The following is a 6389-nucleotide window of genomic DNA, read 5'->3' as shown; positions in this document are numbered from 1 at the left end:
TGGTGGGGGGGGGCGGTACGGGTGGGGGCCCGCCGCCCGGTGGCTTGGCGGGGGCGGGGGGGGGGCCGCGGGTGCCCCGCCCCCGGGGGGGGGGGCGCACCTCCGTCGTACGGCGAGCGGGGTCAGGCGACCGCGAGCTCGACCTTGATGTTGCCGCGCGTGGCGTTCGAGTACGGGCACACCTGGTGGGCCTTCTCGACCAGGGACTGCGCGGTGGCCGCGTCCACGTTCGGGATGGAGGCGGTGATCGCGACCTCCAGGCCGAAGCCACCGGCCTCGTTCTGGCCGATGCCGACCTTGGCGGTCACGGTCGAGCCGGAGATGTCGGCGTTCTCCTTGCGGGCGACCACACCGAGGGCGCCCTGGAAGCAGGCGCTGTAACCGGCCGCGAAGAGCTGCTCGGGGTTGGTGCCCGCGCCGCTGCCGCCCATCTCCTTCGGCGGGTTCACTACGACGTCGAGCTTGCCGTCGTCGCTGGCCACACGGCCGTCGCGGCCGTTCTCCGCAGTGGCGACGGCGGTGTACTTGACGTCGATCTTCTGGATGGACATAAGTGTCTGTTCCTCCTGAGATGTGACGTGGTGCGCGCCCACAACCACGGTTTGTGGAATTAGGTTATCGGATACCGGAAGAATGCTGGCGGGCGTCTCGCGTCTCAGCCGAGGGAGACGATCATCTTTCCGGTGTTCTCGCCGCGGAGCATGCCGAGGAAGGCGTCCACGCCGTTCTCCACGCCCTCGACGACCGTCTCGCGGTACTTGAGCTCGCCGGAGCGGATCCAGCCGCCGACCTCGCGGACGAACTCGGGCTGGAGGTCGCTGTGGTCCTGCACGAGCATGCCCTGCAGGCGCAGGCGCTTGCCGATGACCAGGGCGAGGTTGCGCGGGGCCGGGGTCGGCTCCTTGTCGTTGTAGCCCGCGATCATGCCGCAGATGGTGGCGCGGCCGTGCACGTTCAGACGGCTGATGGCGGCCTCCAGGTGCTCGCCGCCGACGTTGTCGAAGTAGACGTCGATGCCGTCGGGGGCGGCCTCCTTGAGCTGCTCGGCGACCGGCTTGTCGTCCTTGTAGTTGAAGGCCGCGTCGAAGCCGTACTCCTCGACGAGCAGCTTGACCTTCTCCTCCGAGCCCGCCGAGCCGATGACGCGCGAGGCGCCCTTCAGCTTGGCGATCTGCCCGACCTGGCCGCCGACGGCACCGGCCGCGCCGGAGACGAAGACGGCGTCGCCCTCCTTGAAGGAGGCGACTTCGAGCAGCCCGGCGTACGCGGTCAGACCCGTCATGCCGAGCACGCCGAGGTACGCGGAGAGCGGCGCGGCCTGCGCGTCGACCTTGGTGGCGTGCTGGGCGGGCACGGAGGCGTACTCGCGCCAGCCCGCGAAGTGCAGGACGTGGTCGCCGACCGCGAAGCCGTCGGCGTTCGACGCGATGACCTCGCCGACCGCGCCGCCCTCCATGGGGCGGTCCAGCTGGAACGGCGGGACGTACGACTTCACGTCGTTCATCCGGCCCCGCATGTACGGGTCCACGGAGAAGTACAGGTTGCGGACCAGGACGCGGCCCTCGGCCGGGGCCTCCACGGGGGCCTCGCGCAGCGCGAAGTCCTCCGGGACCGGCCAGCCGGACGGGCGCCGCACGAGGTGCCATTCGCGGCCGACGGAGGGGAGCTGCTCGGGGGTGACGGTCATGGGGGCGTCCTCCTACTGCATGCGGGGTCACTGCGAGAAGTGCTTCAGGTCATGCTTCGGTCATGGGTAATGCTTCAGGTTGTGAAACAACCATGCTCCTGAATATTTCATGATGTCAAGTAAACGGGTAGCCTGATGAGCATGGCCACCAGTAGCTCCCGTGCCCGCACTCCCCGCACCGACCCGCTGACGCTCGAAGTCGTCGAGCTCATCGGCTCGGTCGTGGCCCGCTACCACGAGGAGTACGAGGAGGCGGCCGCCGGACACGCGCTGACCGGGGCGCAGGCACGGGTACTGGGACTGCTCTCCCTCGAACCTATGCCCATGCGCCGCATCGCGCAGAAGCTGAAGTGCGAGCCGTCGAACATCACGGGGATCGTGGACCGGCTTGAGGCGCGGGGGCTCGTCGAGCGACGGGCGGACGCGGGGGATCGCCGGGTGAAGCTGGCGGCGGTGACGGAGGAAGGCGTCGAGGTCGCCCGCGGTCTGCGGGAGTCACTCCACTTCGCGCGGGAGCCGCTGGCCGAGCTGTCTCGGGATGAGCGGGTCGCTTTGCGTGGGCTCCTGCGGAGGATGCTCGGCGAAGTGTGAGGTTTGCCCCCCCGGGGGGCGGGGGATTCGGGTGCGGGTTCGTTGTGGTTGGTCGCGCAGTTCCCCGCGCCCCTGGGGTGTCCGGAGTGCTCGGCGCCTATAGGTGAGGGTTGCGCGGGGGTGGTGATTTCGGGTGCGGGTCGTTGTGGTTGGTCGCGCAGTTCCTCGCGCCCCTGGGGGCGGCCGGGGGGCTCGGTGTCTATCTGCGTGGGCTTACGTGCACCACCACAGGAAGCGGTCGCAGGTTTTTGTGGGGGTTGGGTCGGGGGGAGTCGTTGGTTTGGGGTGGGTCGTGGTGGCTGGGGGTGTCGGGCGGGGTGGGGCGGGGGTGTTGCGCGGGGGTGGTGGGGCGTTCGATGCCGGGGAGTCGGGGCTGTCGGCGCCTTCGTCGGTGCCCCGCGCCTCGTCGCCCTCGCCCTCGTCCCGGTGCCGCTTCTCCTCCGCGCGGCGGGACGTCTCCGCCGACGGCGCTGCCGACGTGGCCGACGCGTCCTCCACCTCGGTGCCGCCGCCCGCGCCCGGGTCCGGGCTCGCGGAGCCCGCGGGGGACGCCTGCGCGGTCGCGTCGGCGTCGGGAACGGACGAGGACGCGGCGGGATTCTCGGAGGCGCCCTCCGTGCCGAGCTCCGCGAGGCTCAGGCCGCCCGCCGCGAGCGCCAGGCCGGCCGTGACGAAGAGGACCTTGCGGCGCCTGCGCCGGTGCGCCCTGCGGCTGCGCTCCTTGCGGCGGCCGCGGCCGCGCGGGGACGACTCCTCGTACGCGCCGCCGTCGGCGTCCGCTTCGTCCGGCGAGGCTGCGGCGACCGACCGCGCATACTCCCGGCATGCTTCGGCCGGGGTTCCGCACCCGGGGCAGGCGAGGGCGCCGTTGAGGTGCCTGCGGCACGGGTGGCAGTAGTCCATGAGGCATGGAGGCTAGGTGCCGGATCGGCGACAGCGGAAGCCGACGCTGTGAAAGTTGTGTGCGGAATCGAAAGGTCCGGTCACGTCCGGGTGTCAGAGCCTGTCTTTGAACCCCCGTCGTCCGCGCGAAGCGCGGGCGCAGCGGCGCGCGGTGCGTGCGATCGGTGTGCGGAGCCCCAGGTCATGTGGCGGAGCCACCTGTCCTGGGGCTCCGTGCGCCGAGCGTGCGTGCCGCGTGTCGGGGCGCAGGCGGGGGTTCAAAGACAGGCTCTCAGAGCCTGCCCAGGAGGCCCCGCAACCGGCGGGCCCGCAGCACCAGTTCCAGTTCGAACCGGCGGTCCGGGTCGTCAATCTCGTCACCCCAGAGTTCCCTGATCTGGCGTAGGCGGTAGCGCACGGTCTGGGGGTGGACGCCCAGGCGGGCCGCCACCTCGGGGGCGCCGCCGCGGGTTTCCAGCCAGGCGAGCAGGGTCTCGGCGAGGCGGCGCCCGTGGGCGGGACCGCAGTGGTCCAGCGGGGCCAGGCAGCGGCGCGCCAGGTCCTCGATGAGTTCCTCGGGCTGCAGGAGCACCAGCGCCTCGGTGTGCTCCGTGCAGTGCAGGACCTCACCGGAGGGCAGCAGGCCGCGCTCCATGAGGCGTACGGCGGCTTCCGCCCAGCGCAGCGATTTCGCCGCGTCGACCAGGGGCACGGGCGGGCCGATGGCGCCCGACCAGCCGGCCATGGCGCGGCGCAGGAGTTCGGGCCGGCCCGCCGCGTCGGGGTCGGGCACCACCATGCGGGGCTGTTCGGCCTCCATGTCGAGGAGGACGCCCTGCCCGACGGCGGGTGCGACGGCCTCGCGCGCGGGGCGCAGCAGTACGCCGACGGCGACGCGTTCGGGCAGCTGCCAGCCGACGCGGGCGGCGCGTTCGCCGAGGCCGTGGCCGAAGGCCGCGTGCCCGGCGGCCGAGGAGGGTCCGGAACCGGCGCCGTGGAACGCTCCGGAGGCGGTCTCGGAGCGCCGCTCCGCCAGCAGCAGTTCCATCAACTTCCGTTGCAGGCGCAGCCGTTCGCCCGCCTCGCGCGCCGCCGCCTCCGCGTATCCGCGTACGGACTGGTCGACGAGGCCGTCCAGGTACTCGAAGCCCGACTCGGCGAGTTCGTACATGGCCGGGGGCGGGATCTCGATCTGCTGGCCGATCTCGGCGAGGCGCCGCCAGGCGAGGCGCACCCCGAGGCGGTAGATCGCCTGGAGCGAGTCGAGGGTGCGGCCGTGCAGGCCCTCGCCGCGGCCGAACTCCTGGAAGACCTCCAGGGGATAGCGCGGCCGCCCCTCCTGGGACGCGAGCTGCTGTACGAAGCCCTCCAGGGCGCGGCGGATGCCGACCAGGGCCATCGGCTCGCCCGAGTCGTCGAGGACGACAGGAAGGCCCGGGTACTCGGCGCGGATCTCGCGCAGGATGTCCTCGGCGAGCGCGGGGGCCTCCTCCAGGGCCAGCGCGGCGAACTGCCGTACCTGCCGGGGCGGTACGTCGCGCCAGGCGGAGCGGGCCGCGGGGCGGTCCGGGTCCTCGTCGGCGGTCATGGGGTCGGGGGCGGCGGCGGTCTCGGCGGGCTGGGTGTCAATCGCGGCCACGGTCGCTCACTGTCCCCGCGCAGGCGTCTCGTAATGCACCAGGGGGGTGTTGGGCTGATCCGGTGTGGCGTCGAGGAGCGCGACGATGCCGAGCGCGGCGCCCACGGCGAGGAGCGCGCCGGCGGCGACGGTGAGTGAAGCGGCGAGCAGTCGGTGCATTGCGAGGGTCAGCCTCTCTGTCGGAGGTCGTCCCCACCCTGGTCACGCAGTCCCTCGGCCAGGTCGAGCGGCTCCGGCCGCGATGCCCTGGTCGCCCCGCCTTTACCGGCCCCGCCCGGCAAGTGCCCAGTCTCTGCAATGCATTGACACTTCGTCAAGGGTGCGCTTACGGTTCCCGGCCCATACGGCTCGGTAACACTCTCCCGCCCTCAGCCCAGGAGTGACCTCATGCGCCGCACCGCCTCTCCTTTGTCGCTGATCCTTCTCGGGCTTGGCGCATTCCTTCTGGTCCTCGCACCGATGCTCGCCTGGTACGTCGAGCCGCGCGCGAAACGCACGCCCGTCGACATCGACACCATCACCGTCTTCAAGGGCAAGGGGAGTTACTTCGACACCGAGAAGATCAAGACTGTCCACGACAAGAACCTCACCATCACCCGGCAGGTGCGCGGCGACGTCGAGGACAGCGAGGACAGCGGGCGGGCCGTCTGGGACGTGTCCACGTCCGTGGACCCGGACAAGTCGCTGCCCGCGGCCGACCCGCACGACTCGCTCCAGTGGACGCAGGAGCGCTGGGTCACCGACCGGAGGACGAACGCGCCGGTGCACTGCTGCGGCGAAGAGCCGTACTTCGAGGGCGAGGCGTACCTCAAGTTCCCCTTCGACGTGGAGAAGCGGTCCTACCGCTGGTGGGACAACACGCTGGGCGCGACGGTGCCGCTGACCTACCGGGGCACGAAGAAGATCCAGGGGTACGAGGGCTACCGCTTCACAGCCACCGTGAAGGCCACGAAGACCGGCACGCGCCAGGTGCCGGGGCGGATGGTCGGTCAGCCGAAGAAGAGCCAGGTGATCGCGGACGAGTACTACGCCAACCACGGCATCGAGCTCGTCGCCGACCAGCGCACCGGCCGGATCATCTACGCCGCCATCGGCCCCCGCAAGACGCTGCGCGCGCCCGGCTCCGACAAGGACTCGACGGTGCTGCTCGACAGCGAGCGGATCGCGTTCACGCCGGCCACGCAGAAGGAGCAGGTGAAGCTCGCCGACGACGACAGCGGCCGCCTGAAGCTGGTCGGCGAGACGCTTCCGGTCGCGGCGGCGGCGCTGGGCGGGGTGCTCGTGGTGGCCGGATCCGTACTCCTCGCGCGAGGGCGCCGTGGCGACGGGGCAAACGGTCCGGGAAGGCCGGGTAAAGCGGCGGAGCCGGGGAGTCCGAATCCCGGGACGCCGCCGACCGCCCTGCAGTCGACCACGATGTGATGCGCAGTCAGCTCCCGAAAGCCCGGAAATTGTCACTTCGGTGAGTAGCCGCGCGGTACGGGGCGGCGAACACTGTCCACCCCACCCGCGCACAGTTCCCGCGCCGTCCGAGCACCGACCCGCACCGCCCGCACGGCCCCGCGCCACCTGCCCCACCACCCCGCACAG

Annotated in this window: 7 protein-coding genes; 2 read left to right on the top strand and 5 right to left on the bottom strand. The window is 71.7% G+C overall.

The window, feature by feature from the left end:
* Positions 1-122: 122 nt before the first annotated feature.
* Both ACFVYL_RS11595 and ACFVYL_RS11590 read right to left on the bottom strand, forming a co-directional pair.
* On the bottom strand, positions 123-551 hold the full coding sequence (locus tag ACFVYL_RS11595) for an organic hydroperoxide resistance protein (protein WP_362367386.1): 429 nt from the start codon (positions 549-551) through the stop codon (positions 123-125).
* Positions 552-655: 104 nt separating this feature from the next.
* Complete coding sequence (locus ACFVYL_RS11590) at positions 656-1687, bottom strand: NADP-dependent oxidoreductase (protein ID WP_389714678.1); 1032 nt, start codon at positions 1685-1687, stop codon at positions 656-658.
* A 141-nt stretch (positions 1688-1828) separates the two neighbouring features.
* Here ACFVYL_RS11590 and ACFVYL_RS11585 point away from each other — a divergent pair, with 141 nt between their 5' ends.
* Complete coding sequence (locus ACFVYL_RS11585) at positions 1829-2278, top strand: MarR family winged helix-turn-helix transcriptional regulator (RefSeq protein WP_389714677.1); 450 nt, start codon at positions 1829-1831, stop codon at positions 2276-2278.
* Between the two features lie 213 nt (positions 2279-2491).
* Here the strand turns inward: ACFVYL_RS11585 and ACFVYL_RS11580 are convergent, their stop codons facing one another.
* The 3 genes from ACFVYL_RS11580 to ACFVYL_RS11570 form a co-directional block, all read right to left on the bottom strand.
* Positions 2492-3181: a hypothetical protein gene (locus ACFVYL_RS11580; RefSeq protein WP_389714676.1), complete on the bottom strand. Its 690-nt coding sequence runs from the start codon at positions 3179-3181 to the stop codon at positions 2492-2494.
* A 271-nt stretch (positions 3182-3452) separates the two neighbouring features.
* Positions 3453-4748 (bottom strand): helix-turn-helix domain-containing protein, encoded by a 1296-nt coding sequence (locus ACFVYL_RS11575; RefSeq protein WP_389714716.1) that lies wholly within the window; start codon positions 4746-4748, stop codon positions 3453-3455.
* A gap of 57 nt (positions 4749-4805) precedes the next feature.
* Complete coding sequence (locus tag ACFVYL_RS11570; RefSeq protein ID WP_361714866.1) at positions 4806-4958, bottom strand: hypothetical protein; 153 nt, start codon at positions 4956-4958, stop codon at positions 4806-4808.
* Positions 4959-5186: 228 nt separating this feature from the next.
* Here ACFVYL_RS11570 and ACFVYL_RS11565 point away from each other — a divergent pair, with 228 nt between their 5' ends.
* The gene (locus ACFVYL_RS11565) at positions 5187-6221 is read left to right on the top strand and encodes a DUF3068 domain-containing protein (protein ID WP_389714675.1); all 1035 of its coding nucleotides are present in this window, start codon (positions 5187-5189) and stop codon (positions 6219-6221) included.
* Positions 6222-6389 lie beyond the last annotated feature (168 nt).

This window comes from Streptomyces sp. NPDC058308 (assembly GCF_042880275.1).
Taxonomy (GTDB): Bacteria; Actinomycetota; Actinomycetes; order Streptomycetales; family Streptomycetaceae; genus Streptomyces.
The sequence above is the reverse complement of the archived record's forward strand: the minus strand, read 5'-3'. Positions and strand labels throughout refer to the sequence as shown.